We start from the raw sequence: 23814 nt of genomic DNA, 5'->3' as shown, positions 1-23814 counted from the left end.
GGTAAATAATTAAATGGTGGTAGTGTCGGGTGCGACCGGCCAGGTGAGGGAATGCGGGAACCCTTCTTGCTCGGATAGGCGGTTCAAGCCGACCCGGTAGGTTTTCCAGGCACGCAGCAGCGCCACATCGGCGGCGCTGGCGTCGTCCACGTCGACGCGGTCCTGGTATTTGGTCACTTCGACATTGGCGCGGCGCAGCTCACGAGAGGCGCGCTCTTGCACGGCCTCCAGCAACTCGCCATCGGTCGGGAAGTAATTCGGCACTTTGGCGACCTTCATTGACGCGCATGCTGCATAGATCGCCCGGCCGTGTTCCTCGATATCGTCAGCGCGAGCCAGAAAGGTCGCGTAATCGTCCCAGGCGTCAAATTTGACGGAACACTGGAAACCGATCGGCAGACGAATCACATCCTTGATGTCGCTAAAGGCGAACGGGTGGGGTGGTTCCGGTTCCTCGGCTGGCACAAAGGCCGGCGCCGGCAATGAGTCGATCAAGACCGGCGGTGGCAGATTCGGCAAAGTGAATTCTGGTGCCGTCGCTTGTTCTTCGATGCTATCGACGACTACGTCCGCCGAACTGGTTCTTTTCTTCGTTACCATTACGCTACCCTTTGCCATAACACTGCACTTGATTCATTACCTTCCACCGCACCCGACCCATAGTCGTAGACCTGGCCGCGTTGTTCCCATGCACCCGGCAGGCCGCTGGTGCTCTTGTTTTTAATCAGAACGTAACCGCCGACCCCGCCATGTTGTAGGCCTTGGCCGGTCAGCTGATGGGCATACACCGACGTCACGCTAGATGACACGGCCATCGCAGCGCGGTTGTAGATAGAAAACACGCTGGCACCGGCTTCTATGCCAAGCACGTAATAGGGTTGATTGGCTGGCGGATTCTCGGCAAAGCGCAATGGAAAACCGCTCCAGGTCCGCGCATTGCCGACGTTGAGATTGCTGGTCGCGCAAAGCCGTGCGCCGGTTGGGCCGTCACTGCCCCAGACATAGGTTGTTTGTCCACCTGGATCGGACCAGCTCATCCGCATATAGCTATTGCCATTACTGATGTTTTCCGCATTCGATGCGCCGCCGGCACTGCCCGCATACGCCACTCTGAAAGCGGACGGGTTGTAGACATTGATCTCCCCTGGCGTGTTACCGCCCAGCATCCAGGTCGGCTGTCCATCTTGCCCCGACCAATGCAAAGAAAATCCCGGGCCGGTGGCTTTACTGCCAGGATCGAAATTGCGGCTGGTCCACGCCTCTACCCACGCACTCCATTTATCCGCGCCGGCGCCAATATTGACCCGTGTGAGCGTCTGGTTATCAGTCGTCATGGCGCGTTGCATCAGCCAATTGCCATTCGAGGGCGTTGCGGCTCCGGTGAGCGATGAAGTAAATACCTGGCCATAGGCGCTTGGCCTATTGGCTGTCGCCTCTTGCGTGTACGTTGACCAGCCCAGGGGAGGCATATTCAAATCCGTCGCCGTCGGCATCGGTCCATCTGGCAGCGTGCCGTTCTGACCTGCGTGGAGCAAGCGCTGATACTTCTCCCAGGCGTTGCTTTTGCCGGTACGGTGAAACAGGTTGCCATTGGCAGTAAAGCCCAGTTGATGCGCTGGACCGCCGGAAAAATCGTCGTCCGCTCCCCATTGCCGGAACGTGATCACGCCATGCTGGGCGCCACCCTCCGAAAGATTGCCGGCATCATTGTTTCGAAAGTCGAAATAGACGCCTTGATTGCGCTCCTTTGGCGCGTAGCTAGTCGCACGGTCATCGGCAACGATCACACTGTTCAACCGGTCTCCGACCGCCTGGGCAGGTTTGTAAGCCAGCGTGTCCTGCTTGGACGCAGGATCAAACGTCACGGAGTCCCACAACAGCTTCCAGTCACTGCCTTTAAATGGCTGTGCGGCGCCCAGGTAGCCGGCTCGCTGCCAGGTACGGTGCTTAATCGATGCCTCCGTATAGACCTGGTGCACGAACTGGCCGCCGTTCTCGGTGGTCAAGGTGCCATAGCCATCGGCGCCCATCGGCAGCCTGGTGGCGGCGATGACGCCGCGGTCATTGGCGACCGATACGTCGCGCACGCCGGTATCCAGCAAGGTGTCGCAATCGGTATCGCTACTGGTATAGGCCGGCAGCTTATGGAAATACAGCGCGTTGCCGCGTTCCGGTGTCAGATATTGCTGATGCGGATCGGCTGCCGCCAGGTGCTTGGCGATGGTCTGCGCCAAGGCAGGCGTCAAACTGGCAGGCGTCACTGCGCGGGTGCCATCCGTACCGGCGACAGTCTCATCACCAGTTGCCAGTTCGGTCACGCCCTGACGGTCCACGGTGGCAGGCGGGTTCGTGAAATTGGCGTTGCCGAAGGTCAGCGAGGTGGCTTTGATATCCGCAAAAACCACGTCAGCAGCCAGCAACATCATCGATTGCGTGGATTTCTGCAAGATCGGTTCCGGCTGGCTATAGACACCCAGGAGAACGCCATTGCTCAACCAGTAACCGATACCGCGTATGGTGTAGGTATCGCTGCTGTCGTCGCGGACGGTGACGTGGATGGTATCGGGCGAAACGACTTCGCCGGAAATGGTTTTGATGCGCTTGATTTCACCTGGCAAGGCGATCGTTTCTTTGCCGGCGGTGAAAACTGCAGCAGTAATGCCGATTTCAGTAATCTTGAGCGGCGCCGTACCATTGTGTTCGGCATTGACCAAGGCGGCGCGGCCTGCGTTGGTGATGATGATTTGGAGTCCAGGCATAGTTTTACTTTGCTTCAGTCAGGTTCAAACGGGCATAAATCACAGGGCGGGCCGCGCCAACAACAGCAATCGCAGCTTGTGTCTCGATGCCCTGGGTAAACGTAAAGTGGCTACGGATCGATTTCGTGCGGTGGACCTCGGCAATCACATCATCGACAAATTCAGCCGTCGCAGACTGGCCGCCGGCGCCGGATAGCGTCATGACCAGGTCGAAGGTGTACGGTTCGCCCATCGGCGTTTTTTGCCACCACTCGCGCAGCAGGATGGAGCCGCCAAAGGCCGCCACCACATCCTTGACCGCCTTGGCCGTTCCCTTCTGACGGTGGATCTTCATGGCATTGCGCACGCGGGCGCGCCGCACCTCTTCCGTCCAGTAGGGTTTCCAGCTATCGACTGACCAGTGCCAGGCCAGCCAGGGCAACAGATTGATATCGATCTTGTCCGGGTTGTGCAGTGTGCGCAGCGGAACCGGTACGTCTGAGATTCGCGCCGTGGTCGCTTCCAGCGCCCGCTCCAGCGGCGTGGAATTCGGCGGCAGCAAGGATTTGAATTTCTTGCTCATGCGTTGCCCCAAATGCCGGCGTACTCAATTTGCATGTCTTCGCAATAATGCGCCACCAGCTTGGATATCTCTGGATCTTCGGTCGGCGTACTCAGGATGGCGCGCTCAACGCCTGGAACGACAATGGCGGCGTCGATGCCGGAACGGGTCGGTACGCGGCCAAGCTGGTGCGCTTCCTTGGCATATTTCTGCATGCGCTTGATAGCTTCGGCCAGGACCACGGTCGGATCTGGGCCGGAGAAGCTGTACAGCTTGGCGCGCACCTGGTAGCGGACAATTTGCGCGGCTCGGACTTCAACATAGTCGGTCAGCGGGCGAATGCCATCTTGTGCCATGCGAGTGGCGACAATATCCAGCAGCTCCTGCGACGGCGTGCCGTCGCCCTCATGCGACAGAATCGTGACGATAACCTTACCTGGCGTTGGGCTGGTGGCCGTCGCATTGCGCACGCGGCCGTTCGCGCTCAGGGCGTGGAAAATATAAGCGCCTTCTGGGCCGGCGACGGACATGCCTTGCGGCGCCAGCTGGATGCGCCGGCGGTAGTCTTCGTCCGCCTCCATGACGGCAGCCGTTCCCTTGTCGGGATCTGCCGGCCAGATCTGCAAGCGCGGGACGTCCATGTTGGCGCCGATCTGGTCCAGGTCGGTCCCCATCGCGTAAGCCAGCATCAAAGCGCGCGCGGCTTCGTTGATGCGTTGACGCAGTTTCAGCTCACGGTAGGCGCTCAGTTGCACCACCTTAATGGCAGGATCGGATTCGGTCAGTTCGTCCAGATCCACGCCTTGCGCTTCCAGGTCAACCAGGTGTGCGGCCAGGATGGTTTCATAGTCCAGCGGCTCAATGACATTCGGCGCCGGCAGTTGCGACAGATCGATAGCGGCGCTCATGATGCCGCCCCTGAGCCGACAGGCACATCCAGTTGGACGCTCTGTTCATTGGTGACGCCGTCCAGGAGCAACGCGGCCTGTCCATCAGCGCCACGTTGTAACTGCACGCCAGTCAAGGCAATGCGGCGTTCCCAGCGCAGGACAGCGTAAGCGGTCGCGGCATAGATGCGCAGGACCGTGGCGCCGTTCAGCGGCTGGTCGATCAGCTCCGGTACTTCGGAACCATAGTCGCGGCGCATAACGCGGGAACCGATAGGCGTCGTGAGAATGTCGGCCAGGGATTGGCGAATGTGGGCCAGCCGCGTCATGGTGCGGCCTGTACGGGCATTCATCATTTCGGGCCACCTGACTCTTCTTCGCCCTTTTTGACGCCACCGTGCGGGTGTTTTAGCAGGCTGATGGCGCCGGCGAATACGTCGACCGTGGCGCGCATAATCCCCTGGATCACCGCCGCCGGACCACCTTCCTTGCCGGCTTGGACGTTCATCCCCGCATTTAAGGCTGTCATGCCGTTGACCGTCAGATTCTGGTTAACGACCAGATTCTTTTGTACCAGCAGGTTGCCGGTGCATTCCGTATCTTCGGCATTGGAGGTGACTTTGCTCGGCGCCAGGGTGACGCTGGTGCCGTCCGATAGCGTGGCCGTTAAGGTGTGCGCGGCGCTGTCGTACTGGACGACCGTCCCATCCTTGTAGCGGGTTGTGTGGTGTGCTGGGTCGGTCGACGGCGATGTGTATTTGTCGGAATAGAGCGCCGGCAAGATCGTGGCTTTGGTGAGTTCGCCCTCGGGCGATAGCACGATGACCTGTTCACCCACGGAAGGTGGGAACCAGGTTTGTGCATCGCCTGCGCGACTGGTGCTCCAGGGGCGCCAGTCGGTATCGTTCTTGCCGACCTTGACGCGCACGCGCTGGGTGTCGTAATCGATCTCGGCAATGGTGCCGATCTGGATCAGATTCAGGATTAAACGCAGCAGTTCGGAGTAGTCAGCAGTCATGCGTTGCATGTTGCCGGGTTGCCGGATTCGGCGCACCTGGTAGCGGGTTGATATCCGCGTTACCAACTGCCAAGGGATGTTTTGTTGCGAGGTGAAGTACTAAAGTGCCGGTCTGGAAAAAGAACGCGGCGACGCGGTCGGTGCTGATAACACTCGACCGCGCCACCGTGCCAGCAGCCTATCCTGCAAGCAAGGCCAAGGCCGCGCCACCTGTACAGGTAGGCCGAAGGCTATCATATTTGCGCAGGTATACCCAAATGCAAGAAATCCGTTGTGGTAGTTGTTCCCGAAAATTAGGAGAGGGTGAATACATCGCCCTCTCTATTAAGTGTCCGCGATGCGGCACATTGAACCACCTGAGAGCCACGCGCCCCGCACCAGCATGCCGTCGAGCATCTGACATTGGAGCAGTACGTGCAAGCAAGTCCGATTATTCCTTGGATAGGTGGCAAGCGCCGTCTGGCCGATAAACTCATTCCACTCTTTCCGCCGCATGACTGCTATGTTGAGGTGTTCTGCGGCGGCGCCGCGCTGTATTTCCTGCGGCCGGTGCCGGCGCGCACCGAAGTCATCAACGATATAAACGGCGAGCTGGTCAACCTGTACCGGGTGGTGCAGCACCATATGGAAGAATTCGTGCGGCAGTTCGAGTGGTGGACCACCAGCCGGCAACTATTCAAATGGCAGCAGGATGCGCGGCTGGAGAGTTTGACCGATATTCAGCGCGCCGCCCGTTTCTATTACCTGCAGCAGCACGCCTTCAGCGGCAAGGTCTCTGGGCAGAACTTCGGTACTGCCACTACCGCGCCGGCTATCGATCTGACCAGAATCGAAGACAATCTGCGCGCTGCCCGCTTGCGCCTGGCGGGAACCTACGTAGAAAACCTGCCGTGGTTGGAGTGCATGCAGCGCTACGACCGGCCACATACATTTCAATACTGCGACCCGCCGTATTGGCAGACTGAAGGTTATGGCGTCGATTTCGGCATTGAGCAATACGAACAGATGGCAGAATTTATGCGGATCTGTAAGGGTAAGGTAATGGTCAGCATCAACGACCATCCTGATATACGCCGGGTGTTTGACGGCTTTACGATGATGGGGCTGGATATCAAATACAACATTAGCAGCACGCATGGCAAGCCTGATACCAGTCGCGAACTGGTCATTGCCAATTGGAATGTCGATGTCGTAACGCAACTTTTTTAACGGCTTTGATGTCGATACAGAATACTGCGGCGACATTGCGCCGTCGCAAAAGATTGCTATATGCTATTTAATAAATCTTGTGAACTATTCAAGAACATCGACCTGTGTCATCCTGATGTCAAAGCTGAATTGTGGTTATTTTTTCGACATATTTTTTGAAAGTCGTCAATGCAATCTAAGGTCGATTGTGGCTTGGTTCTGCAATACGTCAGAAAAATTCAACTGCTGGCAATGACAGCAGATTTTGGCGTTGATGTTAAGCCCGAGATTGAAGCAATCGTCAACGATGCTTGCAAATATTTTTTAAATACAGCTGGCGATGATGCATGCACCAATATTCGGATACTTAAAAATGAATTAACGTATCAAGCCAATCTTGCAAGGAAGACTCGGCATGAATACCAGAATGCGCTTAACTATGCGATTGCACTTGTTGGGTTGAGCGAAGTTTAAAACGACCATGTCGGATTGGCTACATGCAACAATTCTTTCTCAAAATCCGTTGAGATGGCGCAACAATGAATCTCGGATCAACGCTTGATCGGTAGCGCTGAAGCCAAGTAAAGGCCGGGCCGGATAGTGATATGCCGGCCCTTTTTTTGCGACTTTGTCGGTCAATCCCTCCTGGTGCACGCGGGCAATCCGCGCCACGCGCCCAAAGAAGCCGACCGATAGCTGGTTTTCGTCCTGCTCGATTTTGAGATTTTTTAGCGTACGGATCTTCTCAAACATGGCGGCCTTCTGCCGTTTGATTCTCCCTTTCTTGCCCCGTAAATTCTTGCGCTGCTTGCGCGCAGCAAAGGGCGCGCCGTCCGGCGCTTGTTGGCTGGCGATGCGCAGCGCCTGGCTGCGGCGCAAGTCCTGGGCAATGCGGCGCGTGACGATGCGGCGCTGACCTGGTTGGAGCTGGGCCAGCAGTGCGCCGGCCCAGGCTTCCAGGGCGTGCAGATCGTCACTCATTCGGGATTAGCTGGCGTCTGCCATTCAGCCAGGAGCGCGTCGCCCGCATAGGCTTGCCAGAATTCGGCGGTATATGCGGGGGTGGGCTGCGGTTCGGCCAGGTGCAATACTTCCAGCCGGCCGGCGCCGGCTGGTTTCACGGCCACTCGCTCGGTCAGCGCCAGCGTGATTTCCAGATCAATCGATTCGGAATTGTTGAAATCGACATTAAAGCCGATACCGGTCTTGCGCAGCTCGGCATTGTCCAGCAGGTCGCGCTGGTGCACCTGCACCCAAGCCAACAGCGGGACCATGAGCGCATCTTCGCTACCGCTGTAGTCGGTGATGATGATGTTCAGCTTATAGCGATACTCAAACGACAGGGAAGCCGTGCCGGTCGCCACGGCGTTGCCGCCGTCCGCAAAGATCAGCAGCTTATCGGGGTTCTGCTGCAATTCGGCGCTGGCGGCGGTCAGGTGCGATCTAAGGCTTTTTGGTTTGTACATGCTCGGCGTCCTCCTGGCAATCAACAGCGGCGTCTACCTTGGCCGCACACATGCCCCACGCGGCCTCTGCGCGCTCCAGGGCAAGAAGCAAGGCGCCGTTAGTTCTGGGCGCTGCCGCCGGCAGGTTGCAGCGCGTGAGCGCTGGGCAGGCGTTGGCGGTAATCGTCGGCGCCGGTGACGGCTGGATGCTCCCACAGGCGGGCAACAGCGTCAGGCAAAGCAGTATCGGCCCAAGTGCGGATCGTTGGATCATCATGTTGAAGGCTTTCAATTAGGTTTTCTCGTTCGGTGAGGGTTGCCGCGATATTGTCGCGGGCGGCTTGCAGCTTGGCGGCGGCCTTCTTGTTCCTGGTCGCCGCTTCCATCAGGGTCTTGAGCGTGTCGTCGCGGTCACGTGTGGCCTGTTCGGCGCGCGCGGCCCGCTCCTTCGCCGCTTTCAGATCGTTGCATTGCACATAGATGACCAGGCCCATCGCACCGACAAGTAGAGCTGATATCAGGCTTTTGACGATCAATTCCATAGGCCGACCCGAGTTCCGCGGCTGTCGATCGTCAGCACCTGGCGGCGTGGCGTCTTGCCTTCGACTGCAATGCCCAGGTGTACCCACACGGCGCCGCCGACGCGCTCATAGATCAGCTGGTCGAATTGCAGATAGGATTTTTCCAGCGCCTGGCAGATCTCCATCGGCGTGCCGAATGCCGGCGCCGTAAAGTCGCAGGCCAGGCCGTCCAGGTGCGCGCTGTTGCCGGCGCCGCCGACTGCCCGGTTCAGCGACTGGCAGCGGTAGCCGCTGGAAATGATGATTGCCGCGCCGGCCAGCTCCAGTCGCACCAGCTCGTTAAACTTCGCCAGGCGCCGCAGGTTGGCGACGACGGCCGGCGCCGGCGTGTTGTCGATAGAGAGGGAGCGCGCCTTATCGCTGCGCGTGAATTCTTCCAGCGTGAAATGCGTGGTCAGTGGTGTGGCGGTTGTCATTGAAATCCCCGAATAATGTTAGCGACGTTGCCCTGAGCGCGATGCACCAGGATGCATAAGGTCAAAGCGATAGCGGTTTGACCGAAGGAGGGATGACCTTGGCCCAGCAGGATCTCCAGGGCGCTGGTGCCGGTGGCAACAATCAGCAACCAGGCCACCAGGGAAATATGCAAGCGGTGGTTCGCCAAGCCACGCCGGTAGCACAGCAACCGCAGGCAGGTGCTGGCGTAGGAAAGCAGAGCCAGCAAGGTCAAATATTTAGTCATGGCCGCCACCTTTGCGCAGCCAGGCCGGCAGCTCAATGGTTTTAATCAGGTCGATACCGTGCAGCGTCAGGGCAATGGCGGCCGCCGACGCGAAGAAGGCGGCCACGCCCGATTGCTTCAACGGGGTATTGCTGATGACCTCCGGCGCGGCCAGGTAGCCAATTGCCAGGGAAATGACCATGTACGCCAGGCGTTGCAGGACCGGCAGGTTCTTGCTGGAGATCGCCACCAGCGTGGCGCCGGCGAAAGCGCCAATCAGCGCGTTACCGTCGATGCCAGGAAACAGCGTCGACAAGCCGATGCCGGCGGCGCTGGTGACGACCAGGGTGGTGGTGCTGGGTTCTGCCATAGGTAAATGCTCCAATCAATCCCAAAGGTTCACGACTTGGGCGGTTTTAGTAGGGGTTGCGGTAGGTTCTGGCAGGGTTACTAGGAGGCCGTGCGGCAGGATCGGCCCCAGGTCGGCCAGGCCGGGATTGAGTTCCAGCGCTGCCTCGACCACGTTGGCGGTGGCGCCCAGGTGGCGCCAGCACAGCAGGTCCAGCGTGTCATGCTGTTGGGCGCGCACCTGCATCAGATCAGTTCCACCGTAACGTGAGGCCGGCCAATGATGTCCGCGATGGCCCAATGGGCATTACGGCGCTGTTCTTCTGGCGCGTTATCCAGCGCTTCCATCATCTTTTTATCGGACATGGACGACGCGGTGCTGTCAAAGTCGCGGTAGTGCTCGGTGAGATCTGCCTTGGCCCAGCAGTAGACGGCTCGCCGATAATGGGCAATGTTGACGCTTTCACGATTGACCCGGTCCGCCGGCACGGCGGCCAGGCCCGCGAAGCCGGCGGCAATCTGTAATAGCTTCCAGTCGCGCAGCTCCGCATTGACATGCAGGACGGCGGCCACAATCGCCTGGACCAGTCGCGGGCTGGTAACGGTGCCGTCCAGGCGCATGTTGTTGCGCATGTCCTGCAACACAATGTCGGGATAGAAGCCGTCGTTTTCGACGCTGCCCACTTCCGGCAGGGAAGTGCCGGCGCCGGCGGAAGGTGACGCGATAGCAATAAAACTCATTGGGTTAAAAGTAAAAAGTCATCCGTCAATAAATCGGCGGTGGGCGGGCGTCAGAAAGAAATCGCAATGATTCGATCATCGACCCGCGCCGCCGTGCGCCAGGGGGTGCTCGTTTAGCCGGGGACGGCTTTAATCATGCGGGCGCGCAAGCGATCCATCGTTTGTTTCACTCCCACGCCGGGAAACAAGGTCACGGCCCGGTCCATCAGCGCGTGGGCCGCTTCGGCATAGGGCAACTGTGATGCCTTCAATAGTTCGGCGTCGTCACGGTCAAGAACGGCAAGAATCGCGTAAGCATTGGCCTTCAGCAGCTTGGCGCGTGCCTGGTCCGGGGCGTCGCAGTGTTCCGTCAGTTGCTGCACCTGGGCCAGAATCTCGACGGCGGCCACCGGATCGCCGGCCAGCTTGCCCTTGAGGAAGGCGGCGGAAAACTCATCCATCAACATCGTCGGAATATCGCGGTTGAACTGGTCCGGCAAAGTCAACCTGTGGGCGACGGCATAGCGCGCCATCTCGACCGCCCGCGCATACTCGCCGCAGTCGATATGCCACACCAGGAGCGCGGTAAAAACATCGTCCTGGCCGCCGTTGCCCTTTGCCAGTACGCCGTCAATCCAGTCCTGGTACTCGGGTAGCAATGTGGCTTTGACTTCGATCTTGCGTTCCATGGACTGGATCGCGCTCAAGCTGCGGCGGTCGTTCGCCAACTTGTAGAGCATCATTTCGTAGGCGCTGCCGCCGGTCATGCCGCCAGGGGCGGCATCGGCGGCGGCGCGCTCGGCCAGGATGCGGGCCTTGTGGCGCTGTGCAGGAGAAAGATTGTCCACGTTAGGCCACCAGGACGATATTTTCCAGCACGGCGCCCAGGCCCAGATCCTCGACCACATACGCGTCGTTAGACGACTCGTAGTTTTCGATACGGTCGCGCTCGGGCTTCTCGACCACCCGGCGCCGGCGCGCCGACTCTTGCCAGTAAATCGACAGGTTATCGAGGCGGGTAGTAAAAATCGTGTTGTCCGGAAAGAACGGCACGGCGATGGCCGGCAGGCCGCCAATTCTCTTCTGGCTGATGACGATATCGGCCGCTAGCGTCTCGGTCGGTGCCTGCTTGGTGTTCACCAGGGGGAAATACTTGTCGTGCATCAGGTTGCGGCTGACGATCACCACCAGGCCGGTATCTTTCTGATACCAGGGATCGAGCAGATTAATCGCGTCGTACACAGCCGCGTCCAGATTCGCATAGTCGCCGCCGGCGCCGATGACAAGCTTGCCGGCTTCTTTACCTTCATGCATGACGCGCTGCGGCGCCTGTTCGCGGTAATGCTGCAACCAGCCTTTGTTGACGTCCTGGAGCATCGGATTTTTGTCGATATCCGTATCGGCCGCAACGGTGCGACCATGAAAGCCGATCATCATGCGGTCCAGCGCCTGGCGTTGCAAAATGGCGTTAGCCAGGCGCTGCTGGAAATCGGGGAACTTGGCCCAGGCGTCCAAGGTTTGATATTTGACATGCGTATCGAAGTTCGTTTTTTCGCAACGATAGCCCTTGCCGTCCAGGGCGGTCAGGTCGCGGGTCTTGCGGTCGCCCTTGTCGGTATTGGTGCGGCTGGCTGTCGGGCCGGAAACGCCCAGGCCGATCTTTTCGCCCTCCTGTTCGGATACGCCGATGACATTGATGCTCTTCAAAAATTCGCTGGATTCCTGGATTTTGGTTTCCAGCTTTTGCTGCACGCTGGGCGCGACGCCAAAGGTCTTGGCGACGTTGCCGGTGTCGTTCAACTGCGCCAGGCGGGCGGTGTATTTATCGAAGTGAACGCGGGTATTTTTTTTCATGCGGGTGACTCCTGTATGTATGGGGCGGTGTTCGTGTTAGGACGGATTGCCAGGCGCTAATTAAAAGTCGGTTTCCACCAGGTTGTCGCCGCCAGTTGCAGCAGGCCGGTGTGAGTGATTCGCATCGGTGGATTCGACCTGCTGCCGGAATGCCGCGAAGTCTTCGGTCGTCTTCTTCAAGGCGGCTTCCAGCACATCGATGCGGGTCTTTTCTGTCGTGAACTGGTCGGCGCTGTATATGGCATGGGTCGCCAAGGTTTCGACAGTGTCGTTCAGCTCGGTGAAGCGCGCATCGTCGCCGGCGGTCTTGTTAGTAAAGCGGCTCAACAGATTTTTAAGGGTGTCGGACAATTTGATTCCTTCGGTTTCAGGTTGGGGGGCTTCCTCGAATTCCAGCGTTGTTTCTTCCGCCGCCGAAAACAGGTTGCCGGTGTTCTTGGTGGCGAACGATAAAACCTCAGTGCCGAGGCTGGCGGGACTGTCGGTCACGGCCAGGCCGACCAGGTAGGCTTCGCCGGTGTCGGAGAATTTCGGATTGATTTCGATGCTGGTGTAGATTTTCTGGCGCGCCTTGTTCATGGCGACCAGTTCCGGCGTGGGCGAGATCTGCGCATACAACGCCAGCTTCTTGACGCCGCCCAACTCGACTTCCTCGGCTTTGACTGCCGTTACATCGCCATAGGCTTTAAAGGCGCCATCGGCCCAGGTGCTGCGCAGGTGCTCGACCCAGATGCGGGCGCCATACACCTGTGGGTCAAAATTGGCGGCCATCTGTTCAATGAAAGCGCGGTCGATGACACGGCCGTCGGTGGTGGCGCCTTCGACGGCGACGCGGAAGAATTTGGATTTTGGAGCGGTGGAAGTCGTCTTTGCCATGGTGTCGGTATTTGGGAAGTTCGAATACCGCCATGGTCGGCGTTGCTGCGCGTGGAAACAATCGGCAGCGGGTTGATAACAGTCTTACCGACTTTCCGACAGAGGCTTTTACAGGCGTTGCCCTCTACGCTTGCGGCATGTTAATCAAACCTGTCCAAATTAAGCCAGCCAAACGCAGCGCCACGCGCGCGCCAGGCACGCTTGCAAAGCTGGCTGCCGTTACCAACGATCCTGCCGCCATGCGCGACGCCGCCCGCAGCCTGTACTGGCAGGGCTGGCGTATCTCCTCGATTGCCAAACATCTAAAGATCAAACGCAGCACCGTCGCCAGTTGGAAAGAGCGCGACAAGTGGCACTTGTCCACGGCGATCGATCGCGTGGAAGGGCAGATCGAAGCGCGCATGGTCCAGCTGGTCGGCAAGGAAGTCAAGACCGGCAGCGATTTCAAGGAAATCGACTTACTGACGCGCTCCCTGGTGCAAATGTCGCGCAAGCGTCGCTATGACGGCGGCGGCAACGAGGCGGATCTCAATCCGAACCTGGACAAGCGTAACGCTGAACCAAAGAAGAAGCCGACCCGCAACGAATTCAGCGAAGAACAGCAGAGCCAGCTACTCGATGCTTTCCGCGATTCGCTGTTCGATTATCAGAAAGTCTGGTATCGCAACGGCCATGAGCGCACGCGCATCATCCTGAAATCGCGCCAGATCGGCGCGACCTGGTATTTCGCCCGCGAGGCGCTGGCCGACGCGCTGGCGACCGGCCGTAATCAGATTTTTCTATCAGCATCGAAGGCACAGGCCCACGTCTTCAAGCAGTACATCGTCCAGTTCGCCAAGTCGGCGGCTGGCGTGGAGCTGTCCGGCGACCCGATTGTGCTGCCGAACGGCGCGCACCTGTATTTCCTGGGGACCAGCGCCAGGACCGCCCAGGGCTATCACGGCAATTTCTATTTTGACGAATTTTTCTGGACCCACAATTTTACCGAGCTGAACAAGGTGGCGTCAGGGATGGCGATTCAGAAGAAATGGCGTAAAACCTATTTTTCGACGCCGTCATCGATGAATCACCAGGCGTACCCGTTCTGGACAGGTAAGGAATTTAGCGACCGGCTCCAGAAGGCAAAAAAGGCCAAGATCGATATCTCACACCTGAAGCTGTCCAGCGGCTTTACGGGTGAGGACAAGATCTGGCGCCAGATCGTGACCATCCTGGACGCCGAGGCCGGCGGCTGCAATCTGTTCGACCTCGATCATCTGCGCGACTACGAATACAGCCCCGACCAGTTCGACAACCTGCTGATGTGTAATTTTATCGACGACACCAAGTCGATATTTCCGCTGGCCGAGCTGGAAGCCTGCATGGTCGATTCCTGGGAGGTGTGGGAAGACGTCAAGCAGTTTGCAGAGCGGCCGTTTGGCTATCGGCCGGTCTGGATCGGCTACGACCCCTCGCTGTCGGGTGACAGCGCCGGCTGCGTGGTGCTGGCGCCGCCGCTGGTCGCCGGCGGCAAGTTCCGCGTACTAGAGCGCCACCAATGGCGCGGCATGGACTTTGCCGCCCAGGCGGAAGCCATCCGGCAAATGAGCTTGCGCTACAACGTCGAGTATATCGGCATCGATACCACCGGTATGGGTATCGGCGTTTTCCCCATCGTAAAACAGTTCTTCCCTGGCGCCACCGCGATCAACTATTCGCCCGAAGTCAAAACCCGCATGGTGCTGAAGGCCAAGGACGTCATCAGCAAGGGCCGTCTCGAATTCGACGCCGGCGCCACCGACCTGTCGGCGGCCTTCATGGCAATCCGCAAAACCATTACCGCCAGCGGCCGGCACGTCACTTTCGACGCCGGCCGCACCGCCGAGACAGGTCACGCCGACTTGGCCTGGGCTTGCATGCACGCGCTCGATCACGAACCGATAGAAGGCGTATCGGAAAGCACCACCTCATTTATGGAGATTTTTACATCATGAAGAAACAGCGATTTAAACAGGTACGGCAGCACGCGACGGCGCCGCCGGCGGCCGCCGTGCCAGCGGCACAGGGCGCCCCATCCGTCGAAGCGTTTTCGTTTGGCGACCCGACGCCGGTGCTGGATCACGCCGACATTATGGAAAGCTTGGAGTGCTGGCTCAATGGCAAGTGGTACGAACCACCCATCAGCTGGCAAGGGCTGGCAAAGTCGTTTAACGCCAGCGTCCACCACAGCAGCGCCATTCACTTCAAAGTCAACATCTTGTCGTCCACATTTGTGCCAAACAAGTATCTGTCGTTGGCGACATTTAAACGCCTTGCGCTGGATTTCCAGATCTTTGGCAATGCCTATCCAGAAAAGCGCAGCAGCCGCACAGGGCGGCTGGTGGAGCTGAAGCATTCCCTTGCGAAGTACACGCGGCGCGGGCGGGATCTGGATAACTATTTTTTTGTGCCTGGCTGGCAGCAAGAACATGAGTTTGCCAAGGGTGCCGTATTCCACCTGATGGACCCGGATGTGAACCAGGAGGTGTACGGATTGCCGCAGTACCTGTCTGCCTTGCAGTCGGCCTGGCTCAATGAATCGGCCACGCTGTTCCGTCGCAAGTATTACAAGAACGGCTCTCACGCTGGTTTCATCCTCTACATGACCGACGCGGCCCAGAACATCAAGGATGTGGACAACATGCGCAATGCTTTGAAGGACAGCAAGGGGCCGGGCAATTTTCGTAACGTCTTCATGTACGCACCAGGTGGCAAGAAAGACGGCATCCAGATCCTGCCGGTGTCCGAGGTCGCGGCCAAGGATGAGTTTTTCAATATCAAGGGCGTGACCAGGGACGACCTGCTAGCCGCGCACCGCGTGCCGCCGCAGTTGATGGGGATCATGCCGAGCAATGCCGGCGGCTTCGGCGCCGTGGAGCCAGCGGCCCGCGTGTTTGCCCGTAACGAGCTGGTGCCGCTGCAATCGCAATTTTTAATGCTTAACGAATGGATGGGAGAAGAGGTCGTGAAATTTGAAGAATACACATTGGGGAACATGGAAGGGAAGACAGCATGAGCGACGTAGCCGACCGCGCCGAGTGGCGCATCGCCCAGGACATCAAGGCAGCCATGGCGCACGCACGTAAGACGCCCCAGCTGGAGGCGGACGGGCATTGCTTCTATTGCGATGACGCTGTTGCCCACGGGGCGCTGTTCTGCAATACGGATTGCCGGGACGACTACCAGAAGGAACAGGAGGCGCTCAGGCGCGCCGGACGCTGACGGCACACCTGCCCCGCTGCCATGTTGTTACGGCAGCGCCTGCGTCGTCTCAGGCCGCTTTGCGCGGCTTTTTTACGCCCTGGCATTGTTGCCTTGCCATGAAAAAGACCGTCGACCGTGACCTTTCAATCGCAGTCCCCCCACGCCTGCCCTGGAGGTTAAATGCATTGGTTTTAACGCAGTTCGCAAAAACGCCAAGTCTCCAAGCCGTGCGGGGTTCGCGGGGAAATCGGGTGCAACGGGTTAACGCAAAATGACGCATTTTGCTCCGAAATACTGGGCGCTTATAACGTAATCACTGCTTGCCGAGGTTTTTATCCAGAAATTTTTCGACACGTGACCAAAAATCGACGTTGTTTTTCTCTAGTCGCCAGCCATGTCCTTCTTCTGGGTACTCGACCCATTCCACATTCGGATTTGTCGCCTTGACCGCATCACGGAATTTTGTTCCGTGTACCAGAGGAACGCGTTCATCAGAACCACCATAGGCCAGGAGCAAAGGTTGCTTTATACGCGTTGCATTTGTCAGTGGCGATGTAGCTTTTAATTGTGCCGCATCCTTTTCTTGATCACCGACTAGAAGTGGCATGCCGTATTTCAGATATTCGTTCGAAGTATCGTTCCAGTTAACGTCATACATCAGATTGATATCGGTCACGCCAACCCATTCGAATCCGCAGCGATATAGGCTCGGGTCATTGATGAGCCCCATCAAGGTGGCATAACCGCCGTAGCTGGCGCCAGCGATACAAATGCGCTTCGGATCGGCAATTCCTTGCACAATAGCCCACTTGGTGCCATCTGCAATGTCGTCTTGCATAGCAAGTCCCCATTGCCTCCATCCTGCCTTGAAATGTTTCCAGCCGAAGCCGGTACTGCCTCGATATTCAGGTTCAAGTACGACATAGCCACGTGATGCCAGGAACTGCACCTCGCGGTTCCAGTCCCACGAGCCACCGCGCACGTAAGGACCGCCATGCACAAGCACCACCATCGGCAGATTTTTCCTCTCTGTTCCTTTGGGCATGGTCAGATAAGCTGGAATTTCCAAGCCATCGCGTGCTTTATAACGCACCATATCCTTGGTCGACATTTGTTCCGCCTTGATCTGCGGCATCGAATTTCCCAGTATCGTCAATTTTTTAGATGCGCTGTCATACAAAAAGGAAACTACAGGTTGCGCATCGGAAAATGACTGTATCAGCACAAAAGGCGTTTCAGGGTGATAGGCAACACTGATCTGATTGACCGTCGATGGCAACAAATCATTCACAGCCTTTTGTATCGCCTGCATTTCTGGGTCGAACCATTTGGTGTCATTGGCGTCGGTTTCAAAACGCACGCCTAGAATTTTCTTATCGTTGGAGACAATAGACCCAGAAAAATCATAATCCTTGAGCGACACCAGAGGCTCAGGATCAATGCTGTTTTTTTTCAGATCGTAGCGATACAAGGAAATTTTATCCGTCCCATTGCGCGAAGTAACGTATAGCGCACCGTCGGGTCCCAAAAAAGACGGCGCAAATCCTGTGCCATCATAGGCATTGAATTCGGCCAGTTTGCGCCATTTTTCCTGGCTTGAACCGCGATAGAAAACAGATTCCATATCACCGTCAATAGTGGTCGCCGCTCGTACTTCTCCCTTGCGATCTATGCCCCATCCTGTGGTCACTCCAGGGCGCTCCACCGTCGTATAGTGACCTGTTTTGGTATTGAGGCGTAGCAAATTTGCTGCCTGAATTTTCTTGTTTTTCACCCCACTATAGTTGATATCAAATTGACAGACATAAATGTCGTCAGAATCATAAATCGACGAGCAAAAAAATGTATTGGCGGGCAAAATGCTATGTACTGTGCTGCTGCGTACCGCTAATAGCTGGAAAGAGCGCTCCACAAGCTGCCGAAACTCTGTGCCGTCGCGATTGATCGCATAGAGACCTGAACCTTGATGCTGATCGCCAACACCTACAGAGCGATCACCTGCTTCAAATACCAATCGGTCATTATTTACCCAATGAAATTGACTGATATCTGCATCATCGAAACTGGCGAGCACTTTAGGCGTAGGCTGAGTAACATCCATTACGCCAAGACGCACATAACCACCTTTGGCTGGAACCAGCATCGCCACATAGCGTCCGTTCGGGGACAACTGAGCGCTGCTGAAAGCAGAATTCTCGAAGAAACTTTGAACACTAGGCGGACTGGCGGCATAAGCCACATTAGCTGTTCCAAAAACAAACACGGAAAATATAATCGCTAACGGAAAACGCCAGCTTTTTTGCATGGTACGAAAAGACATTCGCCATTCCTTTGATGAATTTCTAGTTAAAAATCCGAAATCCTTAACTACCGATTTCGCGTATACAACTAAACACTAACCGCCTCTAAATTCCATCTGTCCGCAATCGTCCCAGACTTGCTGCTAGCCTCAATCTCGCGGTTTGCCAGTTGGTCAGCGACAAGATGCGCTGCTGCTGCGCACTTGCCAGATCGCTCTGCGCCTTGAGCAATTCCAGGATGTTGCCGACGCCGGCCTTGTAGCGTCCCTTTGCCACATCGAAGGATTGGCGGGCGCTACGTAGCAGGATATCAGTGCTTCTCAGGTTCTCGGCTTCAGTGCGTAGCGCCTGATTGCTTTTCCAGACCTCCAGCATGACCTGCTGTTCAACATTCGCCAGTTCGGCTTCCTTGCTTTCGGCTTGAGCCTCCGCGCCGCGTACCTTGTATTTGGTGCTGAAGCCATCAGTCAGCGGTATGTTAAGCCGCAAACCGATGCTGCGACTGGTAATTGTTTGCTGAGACGACACTTGCGTGATCGGAGTATCGCTACGGTCGCCAGTGGCGAACAGCGACAGCGTCGGCCGTCCCTCGGCGCGGGAGGCATCGATCTGTGCTTGTGCTGCCTTCAATTGTGCTTGCGCCGCCAGGATCTTCGGATGGGTGCGCACTGTTTCGGCAATCAGATCGTCCACCGCTTGCTGCAGCAGCGGCGCATCAGCGGCATCTCCGAGCACGGCTAGCGTCAACGGTGTATTGGGGCGCAAGCCCATGACGATTGCCAGGCTGCCCAGCGCATTCTGTAGATCGCCAGCGGCTTGCGCCCGCTTCAGGCTGGCCTGGGCGTAGGACGTCTGCGCTTGCAATTTGTCGGCCAGGGTGCCGGCACCGGCCAGATATTTTGCCTCGCTGGCCTTGAAACTTTCGGCTGCGGCTTGCTCCGCTTCCGTGGTGGCTGCTAACAACGCCTGGCCGGCCTGAGCATCATAAAAACTCTGTACCGTGCTCAGGAACACCGTTTGCAAGGTGTCGTCCTGGGTGGCGTTGGCAGCGTTGAGCAGTTGCCGTGCGTTTTCCAGGTTGGCGGCGCGCAGGCCGAAGTCATACAGCACCCAACTCAGGTTCAAGTTGACGTCGCTGCTGTTGGCCTTGAGCGTTGAATCGGCTTGCGGAAAGTCGGGATACGTCGTGTGGTTGTTGGCCTTGCTCCAGGTGCCGCCGGCAGTCAACGTCGGTAGATAGGCGGCACGACTGACGCCCACGGTGGCTGCCTGCACTTTGACGTTCGCCCAGGCTTGGCGCGTCTGGGGATTGCCGCATAAAGCGCGCTCGACCGCGTCAAGCAGGGTAAGCGGACGTCGCAGTTGCGCCGCCAGTCCGCAACTGTCTATCGTCGCCGGCATTCGCGCTGGGTTGCCTGACACGTCACCCATGGTGCGCAGTGGATCTGACCAAAGTGATTCGGCATGTACTGGTGCGGATACCGTGAATATCGTGCCGAGAATCGCCACGCTCATCAGTTGTCGTATATGCCTGTTCATGCTTCGGCTTCTAGCGATTCCGTAGCCGGCGGCTGTATTGTCTTTGGAATGAGCACATCCTGGACGACCTTGCCGCCTACCAGGACCACGGCGCGGTCGGCGCTGTTGATTGTCTCGGGCCGGTGCGCCACGATCACTCGCGTGATGTTGAGGGATTTGATTGCCGCATTGACCAGATGTTCGCGTTCGATGTCGAGGTGGCTGGTGGCTTCGTCAAGGAACAAGATTCTCGGCTTCTTGTAAAGCGCACGGGCTAGCAGCACGCGCTGTTTCTGGCCACCGGAGAGGATGGTGCCCATGTCACCGACCAGGGTGTTGTAACCCATCGGCATCGCGGCGACATCCTGGTGAATGGCGGCCAGATGGGCACATTGTTGTATCCAGGCGTGATCTGCCAGCGGGTCGAAGAAACTGATATTGTCGGCAATGGAGCCAGCAAACAACACGTCATCCTGCAGCACGGTGCCAACCATCCGGCGGAGGGTATCCAGGCCGACCTGATGGACGCTCTGACCGCCGATCAAGACTTCGCCTTCCGATGGCGGCAGCACCCCCAGTAAGATATTGATCAGAGTGGTCTTGCCGCCGCCAGACGGACCGACAATAGCGACCGATTCGCCGGCGCTGATCTGTACAGAAACGCCGTCCAGTACATAGGGTTCCTGCTCGGCGTAGCGGAAGCGCAAGCCACGCACCTCCAGCGACGGCGCCAGCGACGCATCACGCTCATCCAGGTTGCGGCCATGGGTCGTTTCAGGCTGATGCAGCACGATATCGGCCAGACGCTCCCCCTGCAACTGCAGCATCTTGACGTCGACAAATTTGTCGATCAAGGAACTGACGCGGCTGTCGAACTGGCCTTTGTAGGCATTGAAGGCCATCAGCACGCCCACCGTAAAATTGCCGTCCATGACCAGCCTGGCACCGAGCCAGATAATCAGGATATTTTCGAGGCCGAACAATACGCCGTTGAGCGATTTGTAAAGCAAGCTGAGTTTCTGCGTGCGCAGGTCGGCATTGATCTGGTCCACCAGCAAAGACAGCCAGCTGGAGCGGCGCTCATCCTGGCGCTGAAATAGTTTAATTGTCTTGACGCCGCGTATAGTTTCCAGGAAGTGGCTCTGCTGCTTGGCAGCGTGAATGATCTGTTCTTCAGTGGCATGCCGCAACGGTGCGAACCAGGCCCAGCGCCCAAGACCGTACAAGGCCATGGCACCAATCGCAATCCATGTCAGCATCGGACTATAAACGAACATCAGCACCAGCGTGACAATGGTCATCACTCCGTCCAGGATCGCCTCAAGGAAGGAGGTCGTCAGGGTGTGCTGGATAATGCCCACTGAGCCAAAGCGCGAGACCACATCGCCCAGATGGCGCTTCTCGAAATAGGCTACCGGCAGCCGCAGCAAGTGCGTAAAAACATTGGCCTGCCATTGCACGTTGAGGGTAGTGCTCATGTACATCAGCACCCAGCTGCGGGCGATACTGATAGCCTGCTGCATCAGCATCAATAGGCCGAAGCCCAGCGCCAAAGTCGTCAGCAGGTCGCGGTCGGCAGACACCAATACGTTATCGATCACCCATTGCAGGAAAAACGGGCTAACGACAGCAAAGATTTCCAGCGCTGCCGACAGCAGCAAGATCTGGCCGAAAGAGCGGTACAAGCCGGTGACGCGTCCCAGCAAGCTACGCAACCGGACGGTCTGCTTTTCTTCCACCTTCTTGAAACCTGGATTCGGCCACAGCTCCAGGGCCACCCCCGTAAAAGCCTTCCCGACTTCCTCCATGGACTGCTTGCGGATGCCGAAGGCAGGATCGTAGATTGTCACCGAGCGCGTACCGACTTCTTGCAGCACGACAAAGTGATTGAAATTCCAATGCAGGATACAAGGCAACTTGAGCTGTCCCAGATCCTCAATATCGAGTTTTAGCGGACGCGTCGCCAGCTCCAACTGAGTGGCAATGCTGATCAGGTTGCCGAGGGTGGCGCCCTTGAGCGAAATGGGGAATCTGCGGCGCAAGGTCGTTAGGTCGGTGCGATAGCCGTGATAACCTGCCACCATACCGAGGCAGGCCAGACCGCATTCGGTGGCCTCGGTTTGCAGCATCAGCGGAAATTTTGCGTTAAAGCCGAACGAGAGTCTATCAAGCATGGTCAGAGTTTGCCGGTGAGGCTGTAAAGCGGCTCCAGTACCCATTCGTAGAGGTGGAGTTTTTCTTGTTGGACGTCGGCGTCGAGCAGCATGCCGGCTTGCAGCGCTTGCGGCCGCCCGTAGGCAGTGACCTGCTGAGAGGCGAGATTCACGGTAATGCGGTACATCGGCTCGGTGTTGTTGCCGCCTGCCGGTGTGCCGATGGCATTCAATTCATTATTGGGCAATGCGGTCCTGGCGACCGATTCGACCACACCTTTTTGATGGCCGAATTTCTGGTAGGGATACGCCTGGTAGCGGATCAGCACTTGGTCGCCGGGACGCACGAAACCGATGGCACGGCTGGGCGCGTATAGCTCTGCGCGTAAGGTGGCGCCAGCAGGCACGATGCTAACCAGGGGGCGATTGCCATCGACCGCCTGACCGGCGTCGGCGATCACGGCGGTGGCGATACCGGCTTCCGGGGCGGTAACGACAATGCGACGCTTGGCTTCACTTTCGGTCAATTCCTGGCCGGTGCTGGTGAGGGTACGGTCGATCTGCGCCAGCTGGTTCTGGTGCTTGAGCGACAGACCGCTCAGCTCGGTCTGTTGCGTCGACAATTCGCGCCCGACGCTGATGCGGTCGCGCTCCAGGCTCTGCTGGCGGTTTTTCTGGTCGAGCAGATCTTCTTGCTTTTGCTGAAATTGCTCTTTGGAGATGTAGTCTTGCTGCAGCAGACCCTCATAGCGTTGTAAAGTTTCCACAGCCAGCCTGACGCGGTCCTGCTGGCCGGCGATCTGATTATCCAACTTGGCGAGTTCATTAGCCAGGCCGCCAATTTTATTGTTAAGTCCGCTACGTTCTTCCAATTGCAATTGCCGGGTCTTCTGCAGTTCGTCGCGCAGGCTGGCCTGGCGCTGTTCGACTTGGCTGCTGATGGCGGCTTGTGTCGCACCTTGTGTGCTGCTTTGTCGTTCGCTCGACAGCACATACAACACGTCGCCGGCCTTGACCTGCTGGCCCTCTTTAACGTGTTGTTCGATGATGATACCGGTCTGCGGCACATAGATTTTGATCAAACCAGTATTCGGGATCAGTTGTCCGCTGACCGTACTGTGTTTGGTATAGCTGCCCCATGCCAGAAATGCGCAGACAATCGACGCCAACATAACGGCGAATGTCGTCAGGAGTGTGAAGGAAATTGGGCGTATCAGAATGATATCGCCGAGCCACTTGGTCTGTTGAGCGGCAAGAGCCTGTTCGCGGAATAAAGACATTCTTGTTTTGATCTTGGCGATGAACTTTTGCCGGGAGGCATAAAAGCCATAACGGAGCAGTCAAAACGAAATTCTCGAAATTTTCCTGAACTGACAGCCATCAAAATAGATTGATGCACTGTCAGTACCATCAATTTAACTGGCAATACACGTCAAGTGTTCAATTCAATGTGTTATCGAATTTTGACAATATTTGCTTACCAGACACCTAATTGATTATTGCAGCAGATGGAAAGTCATGCCGCCACCCAAGCAACCGCCAAACGCTCCGAGACCCATTCCCGCAAAGCCACCGAGGGAACCTGCGATTGCACCACCAATTGCGCCACTCAAACAACCGCTTCCGCTAAAACTTACGCCAACACCACCAATTAAACCACCAGATACCATTTCAACTTCTTGTGCTGTCATTGTTTGCATTTTTATTCCCTTTTAAAGTAAAAAAGACTGCCATTACAACAAA

At 57.3% G+C, this 23814-nt stretch carries 29 protein-coding genes; 6 read left to right on the top strand and 23 right to left on the bottom strand.

Annotated features, from left to right (window positions below; genetic code table 11):
- Window positions 1-9: 9 nt before the first annotated feature.
- From BCF11_RS14770 to BCF11_RS14745, 6 genes are read right to left on the bottom strand one after another with little or no spacing between them, the layout of a single operon-like run.
- On the bottom strand, window positions 10-600 hold the full coding sequence (locus BCF11_RS14770) for a tail fiber assembly protein (protein WP_158229202.1): 591 nt from the start codon (window positions 598-600) through the stop codon (window positions 10-12).
- Window positions 600-2759 carry a hypothetical protein gene (locus BCF11_RS14765; RefSeq protein WP_098495397.1) on the bottom strand — a complete coding sequence of 720 codons (2160 nt, stop codon included), beginning with the start codon at window positions 2757-2759 and terminating at the stop codon, window positions 600-602. Before BCF11_RS14765 ends, BCF11_RS14770 begins: the two co-directional genes overlap by 1 nt.
- 4 nt (window positions 2760-2763) lie before the next feature.
- Window positions 2764-3321, bottom strand: coding sequence for a phage tail protein I (locus BCF11_RS14760; protein WP_098495396.1), 558 nt, complete (start codon window positions 3319-3321; stop codon window positions 2764-2766).
- Entirely contained in the window at window positions 3318-4208 is an 891-nt protein-coding gene (locus tag BCF11_RS14755; RefSeq protein WP_098495395.1) for a baseplate J/gp47 family protein, read from the bottom strand. Before BCF11_RS14755 ends, BCF11_RS14760 begins: the two co-directional genes overlap by 4 nt.
- Entirely contained in the window at window positions 4205-4540 is a 336-nt protein-coding gene (locus BCF11_RS14750) for a GPW/gp25 family protein (protein WP_098497516.1), read from the bottom strand. Before BCF11_RS14750 ends, BCF11_RS14755 begins: the two co-directional genes overlap by 4 nt.
- Window positions 4540-5214, bottom strand: coding sequence for a phage baseplate assembly protein V (locus tag BCF11_RS14745; RefSeq protein WP_098495394.1), 675 nt, complete (start codon window positions 5212-5214; stop codon window positions 4540-4542). The genes BCF11_RS14750 and BCF11_RS14745 overlap by 1 nt, the downstream gene beginning before the upstream one ends.
- A gap of 248 nt (window positions 5215-5462) precedes the next feature.
- Here BCF11_RS14745 and BCF11_RS14740 point away from each other — a divergent pair, with 248 nt between their 5' ends.
- The 3 genes from BCF11_RS14740 to BCF11_RS14730 all read left to right on the top strand — a co-directional run bounded on the left by BCF11_RS14740 (window position 5463) and on the right by BCF11_RS14730 (window position 6867).
- Window positions 5463-5675, top strand: coding sequence for a Com family DNA-binding transcriptional regulator (locus tag BCF11_RS14740; protein WP_098497515.1), 213 nt, complete (start codon window positions 5463-5465; stop codon window positions 5673-5675).
- The gene (locus tag BCF11_RS14735) at window positions 5620-6414 is read left to right on the top strand and encodes a DNA adenine methylase (RefSeq protein WP_098495393.1); all 795 of its coding nucleotides are present in this window, start codon (window positions 5620-5622) and stop codon (window positions 6412-6414) included. The genes BCF11_RS14740 and BCF11_RS14735 overlap by 56 nt, the downstream gene beginning before the upstream one ends.
- A 168-nt stretch (window positions 6415-6582) precedes the next feature.
- Complete coding sequence (locus BCF11_RS14730) at window positions 6583-6867, top strand: hypothetical protein (protein WP_098495392.1); 285 nt, start codon at window positions 6583-6585, stop codon at window positions 6865-6867.
- 39 nt (window positions 6868-6906) lie between these two features.
- Here the strand turns inward: BCF11_RS14730 and BCF11_RS14725 are convergent, their stop codons facing one another.
- From BCF11_RS14725 to BCF11_RS14675, 12 genes are all read right to left on the bottom strand, one after another.
- Window positions 6907-7374 (bottom strand): phage virion morphogenesis protein, encoded by a 468-nt coding sequence (locus BCF11_RS14725; protein ID WP_098495391.1) that lies wholly within the window; start codon window positions 7372-7374, stop codon window positions 6907-6909.
- The gene (locus BCF11_RS14720; protein WP_098495390.1) at window positions 7371-7859 is read right to left on the bottom strand and encodes a phage tail protein; all 489 of its coding nucleotides are present in this window, start codon (window positions 7857-7859) and stop codon (window positions 7371-7373) included. The genes BCF11_RS14725 and BCF11_RS14720 overlap by 4 nt, the downstream gene beginning before the upstream one ends.
- Window positions 7837-8064, bottom strand: a complete 228-nt coding sequence (lysC, locus tag BCF11_RS28330) for an Rz1-like lysis system protein LysC (RefSeq protein ID WP_233212494.1) — start codon at window positions 8062-8064, stop codon at window positions 7837-7839. Before lysC ends, BCF11_RS14720 begins: the two co-directional genes overlap by 23 nt.
- Entirely contained in the window at window positions 7958-8380 is a 423-nt protein-coding gene (lysB, locus tag BCF11_RS14715; RefSeq protein WP_098495389.1) for an Rz-like lysis system protein LysB, read from the bottom strand. The genes lysC and lysB overlap by 107 nt, the downstream gene beginning before the upstream one ends.
- Window positions 8371-8835, bottom strand: a complete 465-nt coding sequence (locus tag BCF11_RS14710; RefSeq protein WP_098495388.1) for a D-Ala-D-Ala carboxypeptidase family metallohydrolase — start codon at window positions 8833-8835, stop codon at window positions 8371-8373. Before BCF11_RS14710 ends, lysB begins: the two co-directional genes overlap by 10 nt.
- Complete coding sequence (locus tag BCF11_RS14705) at window positions 8832-9101, bottom strand: phage holin family protein (RefSeq protein WP_098495387.1); 270 nt, start codon at window positions 9099-9101, stop codon at window positions 8832-8834. The genes BCF11_RS14710 and BCF11_RS14705 overlap by 4 nt, the downstream gene beginning before the upstream one ends.
- Window positions 9094-9450, bottom strand: coding sequence for a putative holin (locus tag BCF11_RS14700; protein WP_098495386.1), 357 nt, complete (start codon window positions 9448-9450; stop codon window positions 9094-9096). The genes BCF11_RS14705 and BCF11_RS14700 overlap by 8 nt, the downstream gene beginning before the upstream one ends.
- A gap of 15 nt (window positions 9451-9465) precedes the next feature.
- Entirely contained in the window at window positions 9466-9675 is a 210-nt protein-coding gene (locus tag BCF11_RS14695; protein WP_098495385.1) for a tail protein X, read from the bottom strand.
- Complete coding sequence (locus tag BCF11_RS14690) at window positions 9675-10169, bottom strand: head completion/stabilization protein (protein WP_098495384.1); 495 nt, start codon at window positions 10167-10169, stop codon at window positions 9675-9677. Before BCF11_RS14690 ends, BCF11_RS14695 begins: the two co-directional genes overlap by 1 nt.
- A 113-nt stretch (window positions 10170-10282) precedes the next feature.
- Complete coding sequence (gene gpM, locus BCF11_RS14685) at window positions 10283-10996, bottom strand: phage terminase small subunit (protein WP_098495383.1); 714 nt, start codon at window positions 10994-10996, stop codon at window positions 10283-10285.
- Window position 10997: 1 nt separating this feature from the next.
- Window positions 10998-12002 (bottom strand): phage major capsid protein, P2 family, encoded by a 1005-nt coding sequence (locus BCF11_RS14680; protein ID WP_098495382.1) that lies wholly within the window; start codon window positions 12000-12002, stop codon window positions 10998-11000.
- Between the two features lie 60 nt (window positions 12003-12062).
- Complete coding sequence (locus BCF11_RS14675) at window positions 12063-12878, bottom strand: GPO family capsid scaffolding protein (protein ID WP_098495381.1); 816 nt, start codon at window positions 12876-12878, stop codon at window positions 12063-12065.
- A gap of 239 nt (window positions 12879-13117) precedes the next feature.
- Between BCF11_RS14675 and BCF11_RS14670 the strand changes: the two genes are divergently transcribed.
- The 3 genes from BCF11_RS14670 to BCF11_RS14660 are packed head-to-tail and all read left to right on the top strand — an operon-like array spanning window position 13118 to window position 16118.
- A complete protein-coding gene (locus BCF11_RS14670) occupies window positions 13118-14851 on the top strand; it encodes a terminase ATPase subunit family protein (RefSeq protein WP_233212681.1) in 1734 nt (577 codons plus the stop codon).
- Window positions 14848-15912 (top strand): phage portal protein, encoded by a 1065-nt coding sequence (locus tag BCF11_RS14665; RefSeq protein ID WP_098495379.1) that lies wholly within the window; start codon window positions 14848-14850, stop codon window positions 15910-15912. Before BCF11_RS14670 ends, BCF11_RS14665 begins: the two co-directional genes overlap by 4 nt.
- Window positions 15909-16118, top strand: coding sequence for a DUF2116 family Zn-ribbon domain-containing protein (locus BCF11_RS14660; RefSeq protein ID WP_098495378.1), 210 nt, complete (start codon window positions 15909-15911; stop codon window positions 16116-16118). The genes BCF11_RS14665 and BCF11_RS14660 overlap by 4 nt, the downstream gene beginning before the upstream one ends.
- Window positions 16119-16413: 295 nt before the next feature.
- On the opposite strand, the gene BCF11_RS14655 is transcribed toward BCF11_RS14660, so the two are convergent.
- From BCF11_RS14655 to BCF11_RS27590, 5 genes are all read right to left on the bottom strand, one after another.
- On the bottom strand, window positions 16414-18420 hold the full coding sequence (locus tag BCF11_RS14655) for a S9 family peptidase (protein ID WP_098495377.1): 2007 nt from the start codon (window positions 18418-18420) through the stop codon (window positions 16414-16416).
- An 85-nt stretch (window positions 18421-18505) separates the two neighbouring features.
- Window positions 18506-19939, bottom strand: a complete 1434-nt coding sequence (locus BCF11_RS14650; protein WP_098495376.1) for a TolC family protein — start codon at window positions 19937-19939, stop codon at window positions 18506-18508.
- The gene (locus BCF11_RS14645; RefSeq protein ID WP_199111143.1) at window positions 19936-22098 is read right to left on the bottom strand and encodes a peptidase domain-containing ABC transporter; all 2163 of its coding nucleotides are present in this window, start codon (window positions 22096-22098) and stop codon (window positions 19936-19938) included. Before BCF11_RS14645 ends, BCF11_RS14650 begins: the two co-directional genes overlap by 4 nt.
- On the bottom strand, window positions 22095-23363 hold the full coding sequence (locus tag BCF11_RS14640; RefSeq protein WP_369827856.1) for an HlyD family secretion protein: 1269 nt from the start codon (window positions 23361-23363) through the stop codon (window positions 22095-22097). The genes BCF11_RS14645 and BCF11_RS14640 overlap by 4 nt, the downstream gene beginning before the upstream one ends.
- Window positions 23364-23567: 204 nt before the next feature.
- Window positions 23568-23771, bottom strand: coding sequence for a hypothetical protein (locus BCF11_RS27590; RefSeq protein ID WP_199110869.1), 204 nt, complete (start codon window positions 23769-23771; stop codon window positions 23568-23570).
- Between the last annotated feature and the right edge of the window lie 43 nt (window positions 23772-23814).

The organism is Collimonas sp. PA-H2, assembly GCF_002564105.1.
Taxonomy (GTDB): Bacteria; Pseudomonadota; Gammaproteobacteria; order Burkholderiales; family Burkholderiaceae_D; genus Collimonas.
Note: the sequence above shows the minus strand (reverse complement) of the source record. Positions and strands in the feature narration are given on the sequence as shown.

Bases quoted from the DNA above. Each gene is read 5' to 3' on its own strand.
- BCF11_RS14770 (WP_158229202.1), bottom strand. From the start codon at position 600: ATGGTAACGAAGAAAAGAACCAGTTCGGCGGACGTAGTCGTCGATAGC.
- BCF11_RS14765 (WP_098495397.1), bottom strand. From the start codon at position 2,759: ATGCCTGGACTCCAAATCATCATCACCAACGCAGGCCGCGCCGCCTTG.
- BCF11_RS14760 (WP_098495396.1), bottom strand. From the start codon at position 3,321: ATGAGCAAGAAATTCAAATCCTTGCTGCCGCCGAATTCCACGCCGCTG.
- BCF11_RS14755 (WP_098495395.1), bottom strand. From the start codon at position 4,208: ATGAGCGCCGCTATCGATCTGTCGCAACTGCCGGCGCCGAATGTCATT.
- BCF11_RS14750 (WP_098497516.1), bottom strand. From the start codon at position 4,540: ATGAATGCCCGTACAGGCCGCACCATGACGCGGCTGGCCCACATTCGC.
- BCF11_RS14745 (WP_098495394.1), bottom strand. From the start codon at position 5,214: ATGCAACGCATGACTGCTGACTACTCCGAACTGCTGCGTTTAATCCTG.
- BCF11_RS14740 (WP_098497515.1), top strand. From the start codon at position 5,463: ATGCAAGAAATCCGTTGTGGTAGTTGTTCCCGAAAATTAGGAGAGGGT.
- BCF11_RS14730 (WP_098495392.1), top strand. From the start codon at position 6,583: ATGCAATCTAAGGTCGATTGTGGCTTGGTTCTGCAATACGTCAGAAAA.
- BCF11_RS14725 (WP_098495391.1), bottom strand. From the start codon at position 7,374: ATGAGTGACGATCTGCACGCCCTGGAAGCCTGGGCCGGCGCACTGCTG.
- BCF11_RS14720 (WP_098495390.1), bottom strand. From the start codon at position 7,859: ATGTACAAACCAAAAAGCCTTAGATCGCACCTGACCGCCGCCAGCGCC.
- lysB (WP_098495389.1), bottom strand. From the start codon at position 8,380: ATGGAATTGATCGTCAAAAGCCTGATATCAGCTCTACTTGTCGGTGCG.
- BCF11_RS14710 (WP_098495388.1), bottom strand. From the start codon at position 8,835: ATGACAACCGCCACACCACTGACCACGCATTTCACGCTGGAAGAATTC.
- BCF11_RS14705 (WP_098495387.1), bottom strand. From the start codon at position 9,101: ATGACTAAATATTTGACCTTGCTGGCTCTGCTTTCCTACGCCAGCACC.
- BCF11_RS14700 (WP_098495386.1), bottom strand. From the start codon at position 9,450: ATGGCAGAACCCAGCACCACCACCCTGGTCGTCACCAGCGCCGCCGGC.
- BCF11_RS14695 (WP_098495385.1), bottom strand. From the start codon at position 9,675: ATGCAGGTGCGCGCCCAACAGCATGACACGCTGGACCTGCTGTGCTGG.
- BCF11_RS14690 (WP_098495384.1), bottom strand. From the start codon at position 10,169: ATGAGTTTTATTGCTATCGCGTCACCTTCCGCCGGCGCCGGCACTTCC.
- BCF11_RS14680 (WP_098495382.1), bottom strand. From the start codon at position 12,002: ATGAAAAAAAATACCCGCGTTCACTTCGATAAATACACCGCCCGCCTG.
- BCF11_RS14675 (WP_098495381.1), bottom strand. From the start codon at position 12,878: ATGGCAAAGACGACTTCCACCGCTCCAAAATCCAAATTCTTCCGCGTC.
- BCF11_RS14670 (WP_233212681.1), top strand. From the start codon at position 13,118: ATGCGCGACGCCGCCCGCAGCCTGTACTGGCAGGGCTGGCGTATCTCC.
- BCF11_RS14665 (WP_098495379.1), top strand. From the start codon at position 14,848: ATGAAGAAACAGCGATTTAAACAGGTACGGCAGCACGCGACGGCGCCG.
- BCF11_RS14660 (WP_098495378.1), top strand. From the start codon at position 15,909: ATGAGCGACGTAGCCGACCGCGCCGAGTGGCGCATCGCCCAGGACATC.
- BCF11_RS14655 (WP_098495377.1), bottom strand. From the start codon at position 18,420: ATGTCTTTTCGTACCATGCAAAAAAGCTGGCGTTTTCCGTTAGCGATT.
- BCF11_RS14650 (WP_098495376.1), bottom strand. From the start codon at position 19,939: ATGAACAGGCATATACGACAACTGATGAGCGTGGCGATTCTCGGCACG.
- BCF11_RS27590 (WP_199110869.1), bottom strand. From the start codon at position 23,771: ATGCAAACAATGACAGCACAAGAAGTTGAAATGGTATCTGGTGGTTTA.